General features: G+C 65.3%; 19 protein-coding genes. 8 read left to right on the top strand and 11 right to left on the bottom strand.

The genetic code is table 11. From position 1 onward, the window contains the following. Positions 1-113 precede the first annotated feature (113 nt). On the bottom strand, positions 114-425 hold the full coding sequence (locus GGR17_RS09555; protein WP_054538794.1) for a PepSY domain-containing protein: 312 nt from the start codon (positions 423-425) through the stop codon (positions 114-116). A gap of 243 nt (positions 426-668) precedes the next feature. Here GGR17_RS09555 and ssb point away from each other — a divergent pair, with 243 nt between their 5' ends. Next, positions 669-1163 (top strand): single-stranded DNA-binding protein, encoded by a 495-nt coding sequence (gene ssb / locus GGR17_RS09550; protein WP_054538793.1) that lies wholly within the window; start codon positions 669-671, stop codon positions 1161-1163. A gap of 34 nt (positions 1164-1197) precedes the next feature. Further along, a complete protein-coding gene (locus tag GGR17_RS09545; RefSeq protein ID WP_054538792.1) occupies positions 1198-2277 on the top strand; it encodes a site-2 protease family protein in 1080 nt (359 codons plus the stop codon). A 109-nt stretch (positions 2278-2386) separates the two neighbouring features. Here the strand turns inward: GGR17_RS09545 and GGR17_RS09540 are convergent, their stop codons facing one another. From GGR17_RS09540 to GGR17_RS09530, 3 genes are all read right to left on the bottom strand, one after another. Beyond that, positions 2387-2794 carry a hypothetical protein gene (locus GGR17_RS09540; RefSeq protein WP_157445553.1) on the bottom strand — a complete coding sequence of 136 codons (408 nt, stop codon included), beginning with the start codon at positions 2792-2794 and terminating at the stop codon, positions 2387-2389. A 135-nt stretch (positions 2795-2929) separates the two neighbouring features. Next, complete coding sequence (gene aroB / locus GGR17_RS09535; RefSeq protein ID WP_054538790.1) at positions 2930-4039, bottom strand: 3-dehydroquinate synthase; 1110 nt, start codon at positions 4037-4039, stop codon at positions 2930-2932. Between the two features lie 2 nt (positions 4040-4041). Further along, complete coding sequence (locus GGR17_RS09530) at positions 4042-4587, bottom strand: shikimate kinase (RefSeq protein WP_082386580.1); 546 nt, start codon at positions 4585-4587, stop codon at positions 4042-4044. Positions 4588-4712: 125 nt separating this feature from the next. Between GGR17_RS09530 and GGR17_RS20485 the strand changes: the two genes are divergently transcribed. Genes GGR17_RS20485 through GGR17_RS09515 form a run of 4 tightly spaced genes read left to right on the top strand, consistent with a single transcriptional unit; the run spans position 4713 to position 8657 of the window. Then, positions 4713-4847, top strand: a complete 135-nt coding sequence (locus GGR17_RS20485) for a hypothetical protein (protein ID WP_255353416.1) — start codon at positions 4713-4715, stop codon at positions 4845-4847. Then, positions 4837-6366 carry a hypothetical protein gene (locus tag GGR17_RS09525; RefSeq protein WP_054538788.1) on the top strand — a complete coding sequence of 510 codons (1530 nt, stop codon included), beginning with the start codon at positions 4837-4839 and terminating at the stop codon, positions 6364-6366. The genes GGR17_RS20485 and GGR17_RS09525 overlap by 11 nt, the downstream gene beginning before the upstream one ends. Continuing rightward, positions 6363-7295, top strand: a complete 933-nt coding sequence (locus tag GGR17_RS09520; protein ID WP_054538787.1) for a site-specific tyrosine recombinase XerD — start codon at positions 6363-6365, stop codon at positions 7293-7295. The genes GGR17_RS09525 and GGR17_RS09520 overlap by 4 nt, the downstream gene beginning before the upstream one ends. Before the next feature lie 51 nt (positions 7296-7346). Beyond that, positions 7347-8657, top strand: a complete 1311-nt coding sequence (locus GGR17_RS09515; protein WP_037205420.1) for an HlyC/CorC family transporter — start codon at positions 7347-7349, stop codon at positions 8655-8657. A 2-nt stretch (positions 8658-8659) separates the two neighbouring features. Here the strand turns inward: GGR17_RS09515 and GGR17_RS09510 are convergent, their stop codons facing one another. After that, a complete protein-coding gene (locus GGR17_RS09510; RefSeq protein ID WP_054540378.1) occupies positions 8660-10195 on the bottom strand; it encodes a helicase HerA-like domain-containing protein in 1536 nt (511 codons plus the stop codon). A 429-nt stretch (positions 10196-10624) separates the two neighbouring features. Here GGR17_RS09510 and GGR17_RS09505 point away from each other — a divergent pair, with 429 nt between their 5' ends. Continuing rightward, complete coding sequence (locus tag GGR17_RS09505; protein ID WP_054538786.1) at positions 10625-11233, top strand: invasion associated locus B family protein; 609 nt, start codon at positions 10625-10627, stop codon at positions 11231-11233. An 83-nt stretch (positions 11234-11316) separates the two neighbouring features. Here the strand turns inward: GGR17_RS09505 and GGR17_RS09500 are convergent, their stop codons facing one another. The 4 genes from GGR17_RS09500 to GGR17_RS09485 form a co-directional block, all read right to left on the bottom strand. After that, the gene (locus GGR17_RS09500) at positions 11317-12525 is read right to left on the bottom strand and encodes a beta-ketoacyl-[acyl-carrier-protein] synthase family protein (protein ID WP_037205417.1); all 1209 of its coding nucleotides are present in this window, start codon (positions 12523-12525) and stop codon (positions 11317-11319) included. Then, positions 12522-12788: an acyl carrier protein gene (locus GGR17_RS09495; RefSeq protein WP_037205416.1), complete on the bottom strand. Its 267-nt coding sequence runs from the start codon at positions 12786-12788 to the stop codon at positions 12522-12524. The genes GGR17_RS09500 and GGR17_RS09495 overlap by 4 nt, the downstream gene beginning before the upstream one ends. A gap of 33 nt (positions 12789-12821) precedes the next feature. Next, positions 12822-13913 carry a UDP-3-O-(3-hydroxymyristoyl)glucosamine N-acyltransferase gene (gene lpxD / locus GGR17_RS09490; protein WP_054538785.1) on the bottom strand — a complete coding sequence of 364 codons (1092 nt, stop codon included), beginning with the start codon at positions 13911-13913 and terminating at the stop codon, positions 12822-12824. Between the two features lie 77 nt (positions 13914-13990). Beyond that, positions 13991-15604 carry a L,D-transpeptidase family protein gene (locus GGR17_RS09485; protein ID WP_082386579.1) on the bottom strand — a complete coding sequence of 538 codons (1614 nt, stop codon included), beginning with the start codon at positions 15602-15604 and terminating at the stop codon, positions 13991-13993. A gap of 330 nt (positions 15605-15934) precedes the next feature. Between GGR17_RS09485 and GGR17_RS09480 the strand changes: the two genes are divergently transcribed. Beyond that, positions 15935-16501: a YcbK family protein gene (locus tag GGR17_RS09480; RefSeq protein WP_054538784.1), complete on the top strand. Its 567-nt coding sequence runs from the start codon at positions 15935-15937 to the stop codon at positions 16499-16501. Positions 16502-16564: 63 nt separating this feature from the next. Here the strand turns inward: GGR17_RS09480 and GGR17_RS09475 are convergent, their stop codons facing one another. Next, entirely contained in the window at positions 16565-17230 is a 666-nt protein-coding gene (locus tag GGR17_RS09475) for a cytochrome b/b6 domain-containing protein (RefSeq protein WP_207642701.1), read from the bottom strand. Continuing rightward, positions 17223-18866, bottom strand: coding sequence for a tetrathionate reductase family octaheme c-type cytochrome (locus tag GGR17_RS09470; protein ID WP_054538783.1), 1644 nt, complete (start codon positions 18864-18866; stop codon positions 17223-17225). Before GGR17_RS09470 ends, GGR17_RS09475 begins: the two co-directional genes overlap by 8 nt. Positions 18867-19047: the final 181 nt, after the last annotated feature.

The following is a 19047-nucleotide window of genomic DNA, read 5'->3' as shown; positions in this document are numbered from 1 at the left end:
TCATAACGTGAAATCGCCACGCCGCCAGCCCCGAGAGCGGCGGGTTTATGCCGATGGCCCCGGGGCCGGCCGTCAGCGCGCGGCGGATCGGCTGCCGCGCGCCTTTGCCGTGATCAGTCGTCCGCCTTGCTGCGCAGGATGTTCAGCCCCTTGTCGAGGTAAAGCTCGAACCGCTTCCCGTTCTTCAGCGCGTGGGCTTCGAACCGGCCGTCTTCCTGCTCGAGCCTGCGCAGCTCGTAGCCATCGGCCTTAAGACGGGTGCGGACACGCTCGGTGTTTTCGTGGCGCATCTGTTCGGTATAGCCGCTGCGCGCCTGCCCGGCGGTCTCGCCGCGCGAGCGTTCGGCGCCGCTGGCCAGGGCGGCCCCGGCGACAAGGGTCGCCGCGGCGGTCAGGGTGATGGTGCGAAAGGTGGGAAAGCGCATGTTCGAGGCTCCTGTCATATGCAGCCGGGTCAGTCCGGCGCTGGGGCCAAACTGGCTGCCGCGCCGGGGTTCGGGAATAAACCGGAGGATGGAGGCCGGGCCGGACGGCGGCCGTATATCTTCGGTTTACGCGCGGTTTTCCACAAATGCGGGGCCCTGCCCGCGAAGTTTCACCTTCCATTAACCTTGCCGGGATGGTGTAACCGGAGCAGACAAACGGAACGGATTCTACGGGAGCGACGCATGGCTGGATCGGTGAACAAGGTAATTCTGGTGGGCAACCTGGGCCGAGACCCGGAGGTGCGGAGCTTTCAGAATGGCGGCAAGGTCTGCAACCTGCGGATCGCCACATCCGAAAACTGGAAAGACCGCAACACCGGCGAGCGGCGGGAAAAGACCGAATGGCACTCGGTCGCGATCTTTTCGGAACCTCTGGCGCGGATCGCCGAGCAATATCTGCGCAAAGGCTCGAAAGTGTATATCGAGGGCCAGCTCGAAACCCGCAAATGGCAGGATCAGAGCGGCGCCGACCGCTATTCGACAGAGGTTGTGCTGCGCCCCTACAAGGGCGAGCTGACGCTTCTGGATAGCCGCGGCGAAAGCAGCGGCGGTGGCGGCGGCGGTCAGGGTGGCGGCTATGGCGGCGGCTACGATTCCGGCCGGTCGGAGCGTGATTTCGGCGGCGGCCCCTCGGGCCCGGCGCCGGCAGGCGATCTGGATGACGAAATCCCGTTCTGAGTCCCTCCGTCTTCCCTGACAAAAGGCGCGGCCCATGACCTGGTCCTTTCCCATCGGCAGATTGTTCGGCACCGAGCTTCGGGTGCATGCCACCTTCTTTCTGCTGCTGCTGTGGATCGGCGCGGCGGCCTATATGGTAGGCGGCACGCCGGCAGCGGTGGAAAACATCCTGTTCGTGATCGCGCTTTTCGCCTGCGTGGTGGCGCATGAGTTCGGCCATGCGCTGACCGCGCGCCGTTACGGGATCAAGACGCCCGATGTCACGCTTTTGCCTATCGGCGGCATGGCGCGGCTGGAACGGATGCCGGAAAAGCCGCTTCAGGAAATCACGGTGGCGCTGGCCGGGCCGGCGGTGAACATCGTGATCTACCTTGTTCTGGCGCTGATCTTCGGTGTCGAAACCCGGCTGGAGGCGCTGGCGGCGATCGAAAACCCGGCACAAAGCTTTCTGGGCCGTCTGGCGGCGGTGAACCTGTTCCTGGCGCTGTTCAACCTGTTGCCCGCCTTCCCGATGGATGGCGGCCGCGTGTTCCGCGCGGTGCTGGCCCTGTTCATGGACCGGGTGCAGGCCACCCGGATCGCCGCCACGGCGGGCCAGTTCCTGGCCTTCGCCCTGGGTTTTCTGGGCCTCACCTCGGGCAACCCGGTGTTGCTGCTGATCGCGATTTTCGTGTTCATGGCGGCGGCGGCCGAAAGCTCCGATGTGGCCCTGCGCGACATGGCGAAAAACCTGCTGGCGCGCGAGGCGATGATCACCGCCTTCGAAAGCCTGCGGCCCGACGACGGGATACAGGCGGCGTCGGCCGCGCTGATCCGTACCACGCAGCACGAATTCCCGGTGCTGGACAGCGATGGCACGCTGAAAGGGTTTGTCACCCGCAACGCGATTTTCCAGGCCGCCGCGGGCGATCAGCCGCCGCGAAAAATGGCCGACATCGTGACCACGGGCATCCCCTCGGTGGCGCTGACCGCGCGGCTCGACAAGGCGCTCGACGGGCTGTCCCAGGGCAATGCCCCCGCCGTGGCGGTGACGGATCAGGCGGGCCGGATGATCGGTTATATCACCCGAGAGAATATCGGCGAGCTGATGGTGATCAGCGGCCGCAAGCGCTGAGGCGCGGCCTGAGAGTCGCCGCCCAGTCAATTGATTGCAAAAGAAAATGCCCCGGCGCATGGCGCCAGGGCATAACGGCATCGGCAACGTGGCGCGATGCTTCGAAAGATCAGGCCTCGCCCTTGGCCGCCTCGGCGTCCATCCGGGCCAGCTTTGCCTGCAGGGTCGCCATTTCGGCGGATTCCATGCTGGCCTTGGCCACTTCGGATGCGGCCTCGGCATAGCGCTCGGCCCGCTTGGCGCGCCCCTCAAGGCGCGCGACATCGCGCTCGTGCATCCACGCCTTTACCTTTTCCTCGGGATCGTCGAGCCAGTTGGCCACGTCATCCCGCGCGGTCTTGAGCGATGCCTGAGCCTTTTCCGCGTTCTTTTCCAACACCTCAAGCTGCTCTGCGGCCACATCGCGCGCATCCTCGGCGCTTTCGGCGATCCTGGCAGAGACCGATTTGAGCCGGGCCTCGCTATCTTTCAGAAGTTCGCGCAGTTTGATGCTGTATTTGGTGATGATGTCCGACATCGGATGTTCCATCTATGAAGTGACAGACGTCGTGCTGCCCCGCATGCCCAGTTATCGGGCTGTGCGCAAAGAGCTATCGGCGCCACCACGGGGCAGCCATGATCCACATCAAGATTTCTGCCAAGCAGCGTAGGCTCAGGCGGCAGAGTCCGCCAGCACCGACCGGACCGCGCCCAGATCCACGTCGGAGGTCACGAAAGCCGCGCCGATCCCGCGCGCCAGAATGAAGCGCAGCTTGCCGTCGAGCACCTTCTTGTCCTGCCCCATCAGCGCGATCAGCGCATCGGCATCGGGCAGCGCGCCGGGAATGTCGGACAGGTCTTTCTTCATGCCCATCTGCGCCAGATGGGCACGCACGCGTGACGGCTCTTCCTGGCTGCACAGCCCCATGCGCGACGACAGATCAAAGGCCAGCGCACAGCCTATGGCCACGCCTTCGCCATGCAGCAGACGATCGGAATAGCCTGTGGCGGCCTCCAGCGCGTGGCAGAAGGTGTGGCCCAGGTTCAAGAGCGCGCGGTCGCCCTGCTCCGTCTCGTCGCGCACCACGATGTCGGCCTTCATCTCGCAAGACCGGCGCACCGCACGGGCGCGCGCGGCGCGATCGCCCCGGGCCAGCGCCGGACCCTCGGCCTCGAGCCAGTCAAAGAACGCCGCATCGCCCAGCAGCCCGTATTTCACCACCTCGCCGTATCCCGCCAGAAAATCGCGCGGTGGCAGGGTTTCCAGAACGGCAATGTCGGCCAGCACCAGCGAGGGCTGGTGAAACGCGCCGATCAGGTTCTTGCCGTGGGGCGAGTTGATGCCGGTCTTGCCGCCGACCGAGCTGTCGACCTGCGCCAGAAGCGAGGTCGGGATCTGTACGAACCGCACCCCGCGGCGCAGGACGGCCGCCGCGAACCCGGCCAGATCGCCGATCACCCCGCCGCCAAGCGCCACTACCACGTCGCGGCGCTCGACCTTCTGTTCGATCAGCCATTCGACGGCGCGGGTGAACTGCGGCCAGCTTTTGGTCGCCTCGCCCGGCGGCAGGATCAGCGCGGCCATGTCGATGCCGGCAGCCGCCAGCCCGGCGCGCAGCGGCTCGAGATGCAGGGCGGCGACATTCTCGTCGGTCAGCACGGCAACGCGCGGCCGGTGCAGCAGCGGGGCGATCTCGGCCCCGGCGCGGGCGATCAGCCCGGTGTCGATGCGAATGTCATAGGCCCGGTCGCCCAGCGGCACTTGTACGGTTTCCAGCGCCATGCTCAATCCTTCCCCAACACGTCGGGCCGTTTCTTCAGCGCGTCGATCACCGCGTCGGCCATGTCATCCACGGAGTATTCGTCGCGCGCCTCCACCACCAGATCGGCCGTCGCGTAGAATGGCACCCGCGCCTCGTAGATCTCGCTCAGGGTGCGGTAGGGATCGGAGGTGCGCAGCAGCGGTCGGGTGTCCTTGTGGCGCACCCGGTTCCACAGCAGCGGCAAATCGGCCTTCAGCCAGACCGCCACCCCCTTTTCGGAAATCGCCCTGCGGTTCTGCTCCGACAGGAACGCGCCGCCGCCGGTGGACAGAATGCAGCGCTCGGTTTCCAGCAGGCGGGAAATCACCTGCGATTCCTTGCGCCGGAAGAACGCCTCGCCATCGCGTGCGAAAATCTCGGCGATCGACATGTTGGCGGCTTTCACGATCTCTTCGTCACTGTCCAGGAACGGAACCCCGAGACGCCGCGCAAGGCTGGTGCCGACCGCTGTCTTTCCGGCCCCCATCATGCCGACCATCACCACCGTTTTCTTCAACCGCCAGCCCAAGTTGGGCAACCTCTCGCCAAGTATTTCAAATTTCGTTCCTCAATGGCGTGAACTCGGCCGGAATTCCATATATAATCGGCATTAATTCATCACACCGCAGAAGCGGGGCAATAAAGGCAGGCATTATGGGGCGAATTCTGAAGGCGCTTGTTCTTCTTCTTCTGTTGGGCTTTGTCGCGCTTGTCGGCTTTGCCTATCTGGGCGATCTGCGTCCGGACAGACAGGAAGTCAGACAACCGGTGACACTGGATGCGGACTAACATCGCGGTTCTGGCGCTTGGCCTTGCCCTTGGGGGCACCGGCCTGAGGGCCGAAGAGCCGCTTTCGGCGATCGACTGGCTGTCCAACTCGGTCTCCGCGCCGCGGGCTCCGGCCCCTTTGGGCGAAGCCGATGTCGCCGACAGCGCCGCGCCCGAAACCATCACCGTCACCGCGCTCGACGCGCCCAGCCGCGATGCTGTGGGCCTGTTGCCCGCCGCGGCCACCGGCCTGCCCCGTGGCCTGTGGGGCACCACCCCCGAGGCCGAGCTTGCCCGCCTGATCGGCGCGGCACATGTAGAGGCACTGCCCTCGGTGCAGGCCCTGCTCTACACGCTGTTGCTGGCCGAGCTTGATCCGCCGGCGGATGCCGATGGCAAGGATCGCCTGCTGCTGGCCCGGCTCGACAAGTTGCTGGATCTCGGCGCGGTGGAGGCGGCGCAGGCGCTGCTGGAGCGGGCCGGCCCGACCGACCCGGCGCTGTTCCGCCGCTGGTTCGACGTGTCCCTGCTGACCGGGCACGAGGATCGCGCCTGCGCCGCCATGCGCGCCGCGCCGGGCATCGCCCCCACCTTTCCCGCCCGCATCTTCTGTCTGGCCCGCGGTGGCGACTGGAATGCCGCGATGCTGACGCTGGAGACGGGCAAGGCGCTGGGATATATCGCGCCCGAGGATGACGCGCTGCTGCTGCGCTTTCTCGATCCCGAATTCGCCGACGGGGCCGACCCGCTGCCCGCCCCGCCCCGGCCCAGCCCGCTGGTCTTTCGGATGATGGAGGCGATCGGCGAACCGCTGCCCACCGCGCCGCTTCCGCTGGCCTTCGCGCAGGCCGACCTGCGCTCCACCGCCGGGTGGAAACCGCGGGTGGAGGCCGCCGAACGCCTGGCCCGCAGCGGCGCCATCGCCCCCAACCGGCTGCTGGGCGTCTATACCGAACGTCTCCCGGCCGCCTCCGGCGGGGTCTGGGACAGGGTTGAGGCGGTTCAGCAATTCGACGTCGCCGTGCTGTCGGGCGATCCGGTCGCGGTGGCCAACGCGCTGCATCCGGCCTGGGAACAGATCACCGGGGCCGGGCTCGAGGCGCCTTTCGCGCAGCTTTACGGCGAGCGGCTGGCCCGCATCCCGCTGAGCGGCAAGGTGGCGGCGCTGGCCTTTCGCATCGGGCTGCTGTCGGACGGGTACGAAGCCATCGCCCGCGCCCACACGCCGCAGGACAGCACCGAGGCGTTTCTGAAAGCGCTGGCCATGGGCGATCTGTCGCAACAGCGCGCCGCCGGGCAAACCGCGATGGCGGTGCAGGAGGCCTTTGCCGACGCGCCGCTTGCCCCCGCCTTCGCCGCGAATCTGCGCGACGGCAATACCGGCGAGGCCATTCTCAAGGCGATCCGCCTTGTCGGCGACGGCGCGCGCGGCGACGTGACCGACGTGACCGACGGCCTGGCGCTGTTCCGCCGGGTCGGGCTGGAAGAGGTGGCGCGCCGTGCCGGGCTGGAACTGATGATTCTGGAGCGGCGCGGATGACCCCCGAAAGCGCGCGCTGGGTGCAGAGTTTTCTGGAAGCCCAGGCCGCAGAGCTGGATGCGGCCACCAATACACAGCTCGCCTATGCCCGCGATCTGAAGGATTTCGCGGGCTGGCTGGAAGGCCGGGCCAAGGCATTCGACACGGCCGGCCGTGAGGATGTCGAGGCCTATCTGATCTTCTGCGATGCCCAGGGGCTGGCCCGCGCCACCCGCGCCCGGCGCCTGTCGGCGATCCGGCAGCTTTACCGCTTTGCCTTCGACGAAGGATGGCGCACCGACAATCCGGCGCTGCAGATCAAGGGCCCCGGCAAGGAAAAGCGCCTGCCCAAGACCCTGAGCCTCGAAGAGGTGGACAGGCTGCTGGATGCCGCCGGGACCGGCCGCGACCGGCTGCGCAACACCTGTCTGATGCAGCTTCTCTACGCCACCGGCATGCGGGTCAGCGAGCTGGTCTCGCTGCCGGCGTCGGCGGCGCGGGGCGATCCGCGCATGCTGCTGATCCGCGGCAAGGGCGGCAAGGAACGGATGGTGCCCCTGTCGCCGCCGGCGCGCGCGGCGCTGGCCGCCTGGCTGGCGCATCGCGACGCGGCCGAAGAGGCCGCCAAGGCCGACGGGCGCAAGGCCAGCCGGTTCCTGTTTCCCACACGGTCGAAAGACGGCCACCTGACCCGGCACCGCTTCTATGCGCTGATCAAGGAGCTTGCCGTGGCGGGCGGGGTCGATCCCGCCAAGGTCACGCCGCACACGCTGCGCCACGCCTTCGCCACCCATCTGCTGGCTGGCGGCGCCGATCTGCGGGTGATCCAGACGCTGCTGGGCCACGCCGATATCTCCACCACCGAGATCTATACCCATGTGCTGGACGAGCGGCTCAGGCAACTGGTGCTCGAACATCACCCGCTGGCGCGCGATCCCACAGTCTCTTGATCGCGCGGCGCGGCGCGCCCATAAGTCGGATGAACAGCTTCCGGAACCCCCATGACCACCATCCCTGCCCTTGATACCGCTTTCTGGCTGACCTGCGCCGGCATCCTTGGCCTGCTGATCCTGTCTGCCTTCTTTTCCGGCTCCGAAACCGCGCTGACCGCCGCCTCGCGCGGCAAGCTGCGCGCGCAGGCCGACAGGGGGTCGAAGGGCGCCGAGGCGGCGCTGAAGATCACCGAGGATAACGAGCGGCTGATCGGCTCGGTCCTGCTGGGCAACAACCTGGTGAATATCCTGGCGGCCTCGCTGGCCACCTCGCTGTTTACCCGGATGTTCGGCGATACCGGCGTGGCGCTTTCGACGCTGGTGATGACGCTGCTGGTGCTGATCTTCGCCGAGGTGCTGCCAAAGACCTATGCCATCACCAATGCCGAAACCGCCGCCGCGCGGGTTTCGCCGGTGATCCGGCTGATCATCCTGATCTTCTCGCCCGTCGTCGGGGCCGTGCGCGCGCTGGTGCGCGGGGTGCTGTCGCTGTTCGGCGTGCGGATCGACCCCGACAGCCACATCCTGGCGGTGCGCGAGGAAATCGCCGGCGCGCTTCAGCTTGGCCATTCCGAGGGTGTGGTGGAAAAGGAAGACCGTGACCGCATCCTGGGCGCGCTGGATCTGAGCGATCGCACGGTCGAGGAGATCATGCTGCACCGCTCCAACATCGAGATGCTGGACGCCTCCGAGCCGCCCGAGGTGCTGCTTTCGAAATCGCTGGAAAGCCCGCACACCCGCCTGCCGGTGTTCCGTGACGAACCCGAGAACATCGTGGGCGTGATCCACGCCAAGGATCTGCTGCGGGCGATGAACAAGCTGATGCGCGGGCCCGATGCCTCGGCCGACGCGCTGGCGGCGTTCAAGGTGCTGGACGTGGCGATGAAGCCCTACTTCGTGCCCGAGACCACCACGCTCGACGATCAGATGCGCGAATTCCTGCGCCGCCGGACCCATTTCGCGCTGGTGGTCGATGAATATGGCGCGCTGCAGGGGCTGATCACGCTGGAGGACATTCTCGAAGAGATCGTGGGCGAAATCACCGACGAATTCGACATCGACGCCGAGCATCCGATCCGCCGCTCCGACGACGAGGGGCATTTCCTGGTGGATGGCGCCATGACGATCCGCGACCTCAACCGCGCCACCGACTGGAACCTGCCCGATGACGAGGCCAACACCGTCGCCGGGCTGGTGATCCACGAGGCGCAGATGATCCCGTCCGAAGGGCAGGTCTTCAGCTTTCACGGCTTCCGCTTCGAAGTCTGCGCGCGCAAGGACAACCGGATCACCCGGCTGAAGATCAGGCCGCTGGAGTGATCCTAGCGCCCCTTGAACAGCCCGCCCAGAATGCCGCGCACGATGCGCCGCCCGGTGGTGCCCTTCAGCTCTTTGATAACGGCCTCGCTCAGCGCCGATCCCAGGCTGTCGTCCCGGCTGGAACGTGATGATGACCGGCTGACGCGCGTGCCCGAATAGCGCCGCCCGGCCTTGTAGTCACGCTCGGCGGCGCTGGCCTCTTCTTCCGCGCGTTCGGCCTCCTGCGCTGCGCGGGCGGCGTCTTCGGCGCGTTGGGCCAGCATCTCATGGGCCGACAACCGATCGAGCGTCGCCTCGTATTTCCCCGCCACCGGCGAGGCCGCCATCACCGCCGCGCGCGCGGCCGCGTCCAGCGGGTCGAGCTGTGACGAGGGCGGGCGGATCAGGGTGCGCTCCACCACGCCCGGCACGCCCTTCTTCTCGAGCATCGAGGTCACCGCCTCGCCCACGCCGACCTCGCGGATCGCGTCTTCGGTCGAGAAGCGCGGGTTGTCGCGATAGGTCTCCGCGGCCATGCGCAGCTCCTTGCGGTCTTTCGCGGTAAAGGCGCGCAGCGCGTGCTGAAACCGGTTGCCAAGCTGGCCGAGGATATCTTCGGGGATGTCGGCCGGGTTCTGGCTGCAGAAATAGACGCCGACCCCCTTTGACCGGATCAGCCGCGCCACCTGTTCCACCTTGTCCACCAGCGCCTTGGGCGCGTCGTCGAATAACAGATGCGCCTCGTCGAAGAAGAACACCAGCTTCGGCTTGTCGGGGTCGCCCACCTCTGGCAGTTCCTCGAACAGCTCCGACAAGAGCCACAGCAGAAAAGTCGCGTAAAGCCGGGGCGAGCCCATCAGCCTGTCGGCCGCCAGCACGCTGATCCGGCCGCGCCCGTCGGCATCGCATTGCATCAGGTCCGCCAGATCCAGCGCCGGTTCGCCGAACAACAGCGCCCCGCCCTGGTTTTCCAGCACCAGCAGCCGCCGCTGGATTGCCCCGATCGAGGCGGTGGACACGTTGCCGTAGCGCAGCGACAGATCGCCCCGGTTTTCCCCGACCCAGACCAGCAGCGCCTGCAGATCCTTGAGATCCAGCAACGGCAGCCCCTGTTCGTCCGACACGCGGAAGGCGATGTTCAGCACGCCCTCCTGCGCCTCGGACAGCTCCAGCAGGCGCGAGAGCAGCAGCGGGCCCATCTCGGCGACCGTGGTGCGCACCGGGTGGCCCTGTTCGCCGAACAGATCCCAGAAGGTGACCGGAAAGCCCGCGTATTCGAGGCTCAGACCGATGGTCCTGGCCCGTTCGGTGAAGGCGCCATGCAGCTTGAAGTTTTCCGATCCGGGCGCGGCCAGCCCCGAAAGATCACCCTTGATGTCGGACAGGAACACCGGAACGCCCGCCGCCGAAAACCCTTCGGCCAGGATCTGCAGGGTCACCGTCTTGCCGGTTCCGGTGGCCCCGGCGATCAGCCCGTGGCGGTTAGCGTAGCCCAGCTTCAGGGTCTGGGGGGTGCCGTATCCCTCGCCACCGCCGCCGATGAAAATTCCGTCGCTCACCACCAAACACTCCCTCTGTCGGCATTTTTGTTGCGGTCAAAATACTTACTTAACGTTTCTGCGCCAGTGTTGATCTGTCCCCGCCGTCGCGGGGGCTGGACTTCCTCCCTGTCAGACTGGCCGCGCCCTCTTTGGCGCGGCCATTTTTCCGGCCAGTTCCCGACGCCGTGAGCGGGCGGAAATTCCTGTTGACCCATGCGACCATTCGCCGTAGCGTTTCGCCCAATGACTAAGTCGGCCAGTCCGACGGGGAGCAAAAACAAGGGAAAGGGGTCTTTCGGGGCCCTTTTTTCATGCGCGTTTTCAGCCACCCGGCCAAGCGGCGCAATTTTGCCGAAACCGCGCGGGTTTCCCCGCGCTTTCGGCCTGACACCGGCCTGGCCCCGTGTTAAATGCTCCGGCAACGACCGGAAAACCCGAAGGACCAAGATGCGAAACCTATTCAAGACCCTGGCCCTGGCAATGCCGCTGGCGATGGCGAGCCCGCTCTTTGCCCAGGATAGCGACACCCCGACGGAACAGCCCGGTGCGGCCACGCCGGCCGACCCCGGCATCTCGATGGGCGAGGAGGCCGCCGACGATAAGGTCGGCGAAACTTATATCAAGCAAAGCTTCGAAGACTGGCACATGCGCTGCGTCCATGCCCCCGAAGGGCAGGAAGATCCGTGCCAGCTCTATCAGCTTCTGAATGATGAAACCGGCAACCCCGTCGCCGAGATAAGCATCTTCACCCTGCCCGAAAGCGCCGGCGCCGCGGCCGGTGCCACCATCGTGACGCCGCTGGAAACCCTGCTGACACAGCAGGTGCGCCTGTCGGTCGACAGCAACCCCGCCAAGCGCTATCCGTTTTCCTGGTGCAGCGCCGCGGGCTGTTTCGCCCGCATCGGGTTCACCCCGGAAGAAATCAGCGGGTTCAAGCGCGGCGCGAAGGCCAAGCTGACGATCGTGCCGGTCGTCGCACCGGATCAGACCGTGGACCTGTCGCTGTCGCTCAAAGGTTTCACCGCGGGCTATGACGCGCTGGTGGCCTCGAACTGAGCCGCTCCCGCGCCGCCGGAATGCAGAACGCCGCCCCCGAGAAGGAGGGCGGCGTTTTCATTTGTCGCGGCTTGCCCGCCCGATCAGATCCGGCGCAGCGCCAGAACCGCGTTCAGCCCGCCAAAGGCAAAGGCGTTTGACAGCGCCACGTTGACCTCTGCCCGGCGCGCCTCGTTCGGCACCACGTCGAGCGTGCATTCCGGGTCCGGCTCCTCATAGCCGATCGTGGGCGCCACGATGCCGTCGCGCAGCGCCATGATGCAGGCCAGAAGCTCGACCGCGCCGGTGGCGCCGATCAGGTGGCCGTGCATCGACTTGGTCGAGGAAATCATCAGCCGGTCGGCATGGGCGCCGAACACATCAGCCACCGCCGCGCATTCGGTCTTGTCATTGGCGGCGGTGCCGGTGCCATGAGCGTTGATGTAATCCACATCCTCGGGCTTCAGCCCGGCGTCACGGATCGCCCCGGCGATGGCCCGTGCCGCGCCCTGTTTGCTGGGCATCACGATGTCGGAGGCGTCCGACGTCATCGCGAAACCGATCACCTCGGCCAGCATCGTGGCGCCGCGCGCCCTGGCATGTTCGTATTCCTCGAACACGAAAATCGCCGCGCCCTCGCCCTGAACCATGCCGTTGCGGTTGGCCGAGAACGGGCGGCAGGCATCCTTCGACATCACCCGCAGCCCTTCCCAGGCCTTGATGCCGCCGAAACACAGCATGCTTTCGGTGCCGCCCGTCACCATCACCCGGCTGGCGCCGGAACGGACAAGCTGAAACGCCTGGCCCATCGCGTGGTTGGACGAGGCACAGGCGGTGGCCACCGTGAAACTCGGCCCCTTGAGATTGTATTCCATCGACACGTGGCTGGCCGCGGCATTGTTCATCAGCTTCGGCACGACGAAGGGATGAACGCGGTTCTTGCCCTCTTCGTAGACGCTGCGGTAATTTTCATCCAGCGTGTTCATGCCGCCGCCGGACGTGCCCAGAACCACGCCCGCCTGCGCCGCAAGCTCGCCCGAAAAGGTCAGCCCCGACTGGCCGATCGCCTCTTTCGCGGACAGCAGGGCAAACTGCGTGAACCGGTCATAAAGCGCGATCTGCTGGCGGTTGAAATGCTCTTCGGGCAGGTAGTCATGCACCTGGCCACCGATGCGGATCGACAGCCGTTCGACATCGCGCATCACCAGATCGCCGATACCGCAGCGGCCCTCGGCCATGGCGGCGAAGGTGTCCGGGGCGGAATGGCCGAGCGCATTGATCGTGCCCTGACCGGTAATGACGACGCGCTTCATGCCTTCTGTTCAGCCACGAGGCCCTCGACCGCTGTCACGATGGCCGCCACCGACGAGATATCGAAATCGCTTTCGCTCGGGTCGTTGGCGTTGAACGGCACCTGAATGTCAAAGGCCTCTTCGATGGCGAAAATCGCCTCGACCAGCCCCAGACTGTCGATTCCCAACCCCTCCAGAGTGCTGTCCATCGTCACGTCGGACACCTCGAGAACGGCCTGATCGGCAATGATCCGAAGAACCTGATCCTTTACAGTATCTGACATGCGCGCTTCTCCCGCTCAGGCTTTGCCGTTGATTTAGTCTTTCTGCTCGGGCTTTGAAACCGCTTTTTGCAGCTCCGCCACCTGGGCGAACAGGCGCGGCAGGCGGCGCAGGTCCTTGTAGGCCTGTACCTGGCTTTCCATCTTCATCGCCGGATAGCCCAGCAGCGCCCGGCCGGAAGGCACGTTCGACAGGATCTTGGTCGCCCCGCCGGCCACCACATCGCTGCCGATCGTCAGATTGTCACTGACCCCGACCTGCCCGCCGAACACCACCCGGTCGCCTACCGTGGTCGAGCCCGCGATACCGACCTGCGCGGCAAAAAGGCAATCCTCGCCCACCACCACGTTATGGGCCAGATGCACCAGATTGTCGATTTTGCAGCCGTTGCCGATGCGCGTGTTACGGATGGTGCCGCGGTCGAAGGCGGCGTTGGCGCCCACCTCGACATCATCGCCGATCTGCACCGAGCCGAGCGAGTGGATGCGGGTCCAGCTTTGCCGGGCGGCCTGCGCCACCTGGCCCAGGTTTTCGCGCACGGTTTCGACGGTGGATTTTTCCGGCGTCACGAAAGACAGCCCGTCGGCGCCGATCACCGCGCCGGGCTGGGCGATGAAACGGTCACCGATCTTCACCCGCGCGCCGATGCGCACCCCCTGCATCAACAGAGCGTCGGCGCCCAGCACCGCATCCTCGGCGATGCTGACATGCGACGCGATCCGCGCCCCCGCCCCGAGTCTCGCCCGCGCGCCGATCACCACGAAGGGGCCGATGGCGGCGCCCGCGCCGATCTGTGCGGAGGGGTCGATCACCGCGCTGGGGTGAATGCCGGCGGCGATTTCGGGGCCCTTGTCGAGCATCCGGGTCAGCCCGGAAAGCGCATAGCGCGGGCGTGGCACGAAGATCGCGGCCGCCAGCCCCAGCGCGCGCCAGTCGGCGCCGTCCCACAGCACCGCCGCGCGGGCCTGACCCTTTGCCAGACCTTCGGCATATTTCGGCGCCATGGCGAGCGCCAGATCGGATGTGGCCGCCTCGGCCGGTTCGGCCACGCCGGTGACCGGCAGGGTGTCATCGCCCTCTGTCCGCGCGCCAAGCGCATCGGCGATTTCCCGGATCGTATAAGACATGAACCCCCTTTTCAGCGGCAAGCCGACAGGCCCCGGCACAAGACCGGCGCCCGAAATCCGCGCGTCTGGCCCGAGGCTTAGCCCCGAACGGCCCGAAGCGCTACCCCGGCCTGGTTGAGCGCGGCGAAAATTCTGGCGTCGCGCCCGTACACATCCCGGCGGAACTGCACCCGGCCCTTGGGCTGGGTCTGCGCCGTGCGATAGATGATGTGCACCGGCAGCGGCCGCGCCAGATTGACCTGGGTTTCACGCCGCGTTTCCAGCTTTTCGTGGAAAAACGCCTCGGGGTCGGCGACCTGTCCGTCCAGCAGCGCATAGGCGAAATCGAACGGATCGTTCAAGCGGATGCAGCCGTGCGAAAACGCCCGCGCCTCACGCGCGAACAGCGATTTCTGCGGCGTGTCGTGCAGGTAGATGTTGTAAGGGTTGGGGAACATGAATTTCACCAGCCCCAGCGCATTGCCCTGCGAGGGGGGCTCTTTCATGTTGAACGGAAAGTTGCGCTCGTTGAACTGCGAGAAATCCACCGCCGAGCGGCTGACGACCTGCCCGCTGGCATTGATCAGCCGCAGATGGTTCACCGCATGCGGGTTCTTCTTGAGCAGCGGCAGGTATTCCTTGGTGGCGATCGAGCGCGGCACGTTCCATGTCGGGTTGATGATCATGTGATCCATCACGTCGGAGAATTCCGGCGTGCGTCGATCATCGCTGTTCTGGCCGACGACCGAGCGGGTCTGGAACAGCACCTTGTCGTTTTCCATGATCCGGGCGTGGTAGTCGGTGATGTTCACCAGAACGTGCCGACCGCCACGATCGTCCCCCATCCAGCGTTCCCGTTCCATCGCGACGATGACCTGCTGCAGGCGCAGGCTTGCGGGCTGGTTGATCTCTTTCAGCGTAACCTCGCCGGCAACGCCATCGGCGAACAGGCCGTGATCAAGCTGGAATGCCTGAACCGCCTTTTGCAAGGTGGCGTCATAGGTCTGGGTCGCTGTGCGCTTGAGATAGCCCATCGCGATCAGCCGGTCGCGCAGGGCCACCACGCGCGCGCCGTTTTCGCCGGGCTTCAGCGCGCCGGTGCCCGGCACCTCCGCGCCCCAGCCGCCCTGCCCCAGCACCCGCTCCAGGCGCAGCTTTTCGGCCAGAAGCCGGTTATATTCCGGGCTTTTCGGGGTCAGGTTCCGCAGATAGCCGCGCGGCGAGCTTTTCGAAAACGCCACGAGCTGCGCCAGACGGTCGCGGCGCGGCGGGCGGCGTTTGATGTCATCATCCACGGCAGAGGGGGTCAGAACCCCGGTCTGGATGTCCTGCGCGTATTGCACGAACATCCGGCTCGCCTCGACTTCGGCGCGGCCGCGGTCCTGATCGGTTCTGGCGCTGCGGAACAGGGCGGCAAGCTGATCGCCATCATAGCGTTTGACCGGAAGCCCGTGATCGGCGGCCCCGCTCAGCGCCTTGAGGAAGGCGGTGCGGCGGGCCCGATCGGCGGAGGATGTCCAGAGCGGCTTGTAATCGCGCGCGCGATAGAATTCCGCCAGATCCTTGTCCGATGCGGCGCTTTCGGCCACGGCGATCTTGAAGCCCGCCGACTGGGCCACGGCGGATACCGCCAGCCCGCCGGACGATACCAGAACAAAGGCCAACAGGGCCAGAACACGAACGAAGACCGGCCGTGCCGCTACGATAACCATGGTTTATTCACCCTCACACACATTCCATTTCACGCCGTTTCGCGCGCAAACCACATCTACCCCGAAGCGCCGCGCGGATGTCCACTCACATCTTCGCGCGACGTAAAATGTAAATTTCAACTGTTGCATATGATCCGCGCCGGCCCGGAATCCACATAAACACGAAAATTGGGCGGGAATTTGCCGGTTCCCCTTGAAAATCGGACCGGCGAACAATTGCCAACTTGGCCCAAGATTCGAATTGTGGCATAAACTGTACACGCTTGGGGATTATTCAGCTTTCACGTCGCACATAAGTGACGGAGCAGAGACGGGGCAGACGCACAACAAATGAACTTCTCGACATCCGGCATCACGCGGCGCGGCCTTCTCGGCGCTTTCGCCGCCACCACGGTTGCAGCCGCACCCACCTATTCCAATGCGTTCGGCCTTTTGCGCGGCGCGGGCGACATTCGCTCCATCGCGATGTATTCGGGCCGGACGGGCGAACGGATCAACACGATCTACTGGATCGAAGGCAGCTACATCAAGGAAGCCGCCAAGGAAATCAATCACTTCATGCGCGACTGGCGGGTCGACAGCGCCAAGGTGATGGATCTGCGCACGATCGATATCATGGCCGCCGCGCACCGGCTGATGGACACGACAGAGCCCTATATGCTGCTGTCAGGCTATCGCAGCCCGCAGACCAACGCGATGCTGCGCTCCAAATCGCGCAACGTGGCCAAGAACTCGCTGCACATGAAGGGCCAGGCGGCGGACCTGCGGCTTGAGAACCGGTCGGTCAACCAGATCTACAATGCCGCCACCAGCTGTAACGCGGGCGGGGTGGGCAAATACTCCGGCTCGAACTTCGTGCATATGGATTGCGGCGATATCCGCACCTGGGGCCGCTGACCCCCGCTAACGGGGAACACATTCAAAAAGCGCCGCGGTTTCGCGGCGCTTTTGCTTTGCGGATCAGGGTTTGATCCGCGCCGGTTCGTCCGCCTCCAGATAGGCCACCTCTTCGGGTGTCAGTGCCACGGTATCATAGCCGGTGATCATCGGGCGCACATGTTCGCGGAACGAATGGCCCACCGTCAGCAGATAGACATGCGCCACCACGAAGGCGGCAATGGCATAGGCGGCCAGGATATGCAGATTGGCCACCACCTGCAGCCAGAACGACGCGTCGGGCGTGGTTTCCCAGAAGTTATAGGTCAGATAGATCAGCCCGCTGATCCAGATCGCCGGGAACAGGATCAGCTTCAGCGCCAGATAGGTCAGTGCCTGCAGCGGGTTGTGCTTGCGCCAGTAGGCCTTGCGGTAGGGATGATGCTCGCCCTTGAAGATCCCGTAGGTATAGAATTTGGCGACCTGCCACAGCCCGTTGGTGCTGGGCACGTAATGCACCCAGGTGCCGGTGGTGAAATGCCAGAAGATCGCGAAGACCCACAGCACGATCAGCGCCAGCGCGGCGATCGTATGCAGCATCACCGCCGGGCCGAAGGGAACAAGCCCGTGCAGCCCGTTCAGCCCCAGCCCGGTGAACAGCAGCACGAAGATCAGCGCCATCTGTGTCCAGTGCCAGAACCGTTCGAACCGCGGATAGACCTTGACCTTGCGTTCCGTCAACTCACTCATGGGTGCCTCCCTTGCGGCCGGTGAACAGGCGGATCGCGGCATGGCCCGCGACGCCCACGATGGCCAGCGCCAGAATCGCCAGCCCCAGGATGCCGCCCGGCCCCATTGGATCCCGCCCCGGCATGTAGAATCCGGCCAGATTGGCCAGCCGCCCCTCTCTGGCATGGCAGGCGTCACATTCCAGCGCATCCTCGGCCGGCGCCACCATATGGGTGATCGGCCAGTACATATGCGTGTCGACAAAGCCGAACTTGCCGGAATACTCCGCCCCCGCCGCCTTCATGCCGGCGTCGATCGCCTTGGCCCAGTCGAAATTCGTCCAGAAGGCGGTGTCGGTCGTCGGCCCCCAGACATGGCTGTAGACCAGCCTGTTCAGCTCTGAATCATAGGCCTGCCGCCCGATCATCCGCTTGAACGGCCAGATCCGGGAAACGCCATCCCCGGCCTCGCCGAAGATCTTGTTCACCTCGACCACCTGCGACGGATCTATGGTCTGATCGCCGGTGGTGTATTCCACCTGCCCGTCGAACCAGCTGTAATAGGGCACCACATTCTCGCCCCACTCGAAATCACCCTTGATGGAAAGATAGGTGTGCAGCTCCTTGCCATCGCTCTGGGTATAGCCCTCGATGCTCATGGGCTGACCGTCCGCCGTCAGCTTGCCGGCGGTGGACCAATCCCATTTGGTCTTGGTGGCCACGCCGCCGCGGGCGAATTCCGGGATGTGGCAGGTCTGGCAGGCCACCTTGTCGGTGTGGTCGTTCAGCTTCATGCCCTTGATGTTCACCGGGTGCGGTTCATTGCCATGGCAGCTTTCACAGGTGGCCACGTCGCGGCGCATGCCCGGCAGGCCGGTGCCTTCGGTATCATGGGCGGTGACGTTGTAGCGGCTTCCGGCAAAGACATGCTTGTCGCTGACATGGCAGGTGGAACACTGAAAATTCAGCCCGTCGGAGGCCATGTGCACATCCACCGACCGGTCCGGCTCATAAAGCGCGGATGACAGATCGCCGTGTTTCACATTGTCGCCGCCGCCGCCGTAGAAATGGCACTGGCCACAATTCTCGCGCCCCGGCAGGCCGACGCTTTGCGCCGATTTCGCCAGATCCACGGCCCAGGCGGGCTCTCCGGTGATGGTGGTGCCCTTCGGCTCCATCGGCGGGTGCCCTGCCCCGGTGGCCAGTTTGGTATATTGCCCGGATGTGTCATGGCACACCAGGCAATCCACCCGTGCCGGATCGGCCGGCGGCGGGCTGGACATATCGTCCCAGCCATAGCCGGTGTGGCAGCTGGTACAGCGGGCCTCGTTCGACACCACGTTGCCGCAGAAGGCGTTGATCACATTCTTCTTGCCCAGAAGCTGCCCCGTCGCCGGGTTGTCATATTCCCATTTCCAGTGGATCGAGTGCATCATCTGATCGCTCGCCTCGGTGTGGCAGGTCAGACAGGCGGCCGTCACCTCTGGGCCGGAGGTGAATTCCTTTTGCAATATCTCGAATTTGCTGTGGTCAGCGGTGCTTTGGCCGGCCGTGCTCTGGTCAGCGGCGCTCTCTGCCTCCTGCGCGGCGGCCGGACCCGCCCATGCCACAAGCGCCGTCAGCGCTAAGGCCACGAACCGGGAACAGATATGTCGCATGCTGGCACCTCCCAAACAGCAGGGGGCGCGTTTCCATCCATAAGCCTAATTGAATATGTGTGATTTCGCCAACCCCTTTTACGCAGCAAAATGCCGCGCCGCCCTCCCGCCGCCCGGCAAACCGCCGCCGAGCCCCGCCACCGCCCTTGCAATCGGGCGCCTGACACAAAACTTTCAAATG

The organism is Actibacterium naphthalenivorans, assembly GCF_014196965.1.
GTDB lineage: Bacteria > Pseudomonadota > Alphaproteobacteria > Rhodobacterales > Rhodobacteraceae > Actibacterium_A > Actibacterium_A naphthalenivorans.
This window is presented reverse-complemented; position numbering and strand designations above follow the sequence as displayed.